Annotated in this window: 1 protein-coding gene; it reads left to right on the forward strand. The window is 60.1% G+C overall.

Features of this window, described 5'->3' with window-relative positions:
- Nucleotides 1-133 precede the first annotated feature (133 nt).
- Nucleotides 134-1,441, forward strand: a complete 1,308-nt coding sequence (locus ACT3TS_RS19630) for an ISL3 family transposase (RefSeq protein ID WP_444533210.1) — start codon at nt 134-136, stop codon at nt 1,439-1,441.
- Nucleotides 1,442-1,447 lie beyond the last annotated feature (6 nt).

A 1,447-nucleotide genomic window follows, 5' to 3' on the forward strand; every position in this document is an offset into this window, starting at 1 on the left:
GGCTCTTCCGAATGCAGGGTGTAGTCGGGGTTGCTCCGTGATGAATCAGAGCGGGGAACTCGTTTCGGCATAGGTGAGGGCCTTGGTAGAGAATCAGATTGTCTAAGATCTCGTTTTCTACAGCAAGGCCCTCGTGTTCAACGCTACCTTTCAATGCCCTGACTTGACTACTTTTTGCCGCCTTGACGGGCTTGGTTTGGAAGCGGTCGGGCAATTCCTTGATGTCGATCGCGCCGTGATTGCCTGTCGTGTGGTGGCCACGGATCAATGGTGCCGCAAGTGCGGCTCTGAAGGTATCCCTCGGGACACGGTGACGAGGGAGCTCGGCCATGAACCCTTCGGCTGGCGGCCAACAACCTTACTGGTCAGGATCCGACGCTATAAATGCACCGGGTGCGGTCATGTCTGGCGGCAAGACACGTCCCAAGCGGCTGAACCCAGATCGAAACTTTCCCGCCGCGGCCTGGTGTGGGCGTTGGAAGGCATCGTCTGCCAACACCTGACCGTCGCCCGTGTCGCCGAGGGGCTGGGCGTGTCCTGGAATACCGCGAACAAGGCCGTGTTGGCCGAAGGACGGCGGGTGCTGATCAATGACCCCACACGCTTTGACGGGGTTAAGATCATCGGTGTTGACGAGCACGTGTGGCGCCACACCCGACGTGGGGACAAGTACGTCACCGTGATCATCGACCTCACCCCGGTGAGGGACAAGACCGGCCCGTCACGGCTGTTGGATATGGTCGAGGGCCGGTCTAAGCAAGTCTTCTCCTCGTGGCTGAAACAACGCCCCCAGGCATGGCGGGACGGGGTGGAAGTCGTGGCCATGGACGGATTCTCCGGGTTCAAGAGCGCAGCCGCCGAGGAACTGCCTGACGCCGTTGCCGTCATGGACCCCTTCCACGTAGTCCGGCTTGCTGGCGACGCGCTTGATGACTGCCGGCGCCGGGTGCAGCAGTCCACGTGTGGGCATCGCGGACGGGCCGGAGATCCGCTCTACAAAGCCCGGCTGACGCTGCATACCGGTGACGGGCTGCTGACCGAGAAGCAACAACAGCGGATCTCTGATCTCTTCGCCCAAGAAAAACACGTCGAGGTCGAAGCGACGTGGGGTGCGTATCAGCGCATGATCGCCGCCTACCGGGAGAAAGACCAAGCCCAGGGAAAGAAGCTGATGCAAGCCCTCATTGACTCCCTCAGCTCCGGGGTCCCTACGGCACTGAAGGAACTGAAAAAGATGGGTGGCACACTCAAACGCAGGGCAGCCGACATACTCGCGTACTTCGACCGGCCAGGGACCTCAAACGGTCCCACTGAAGCAATTAATGGAAGATTGGAACACCTTCGAGGATCCGCCCTCGGCTTCCGCAATCTCACCAACTACGTCGCCAGATCACTGCTGGAATCCGGAGGCTTCAGACCGAAACTACACTCTCAATTCTGAAGAGCC

The organism is Specibacter sp. AOP5-B1-6 (assembly GCF_052376555.1).
In the GTDB taxonomy this organism is placed as follows: Bacteria; Actinomycetota; Actinomycetes; order Actinomycetales; family Micrococcaceae; genus Specibacter.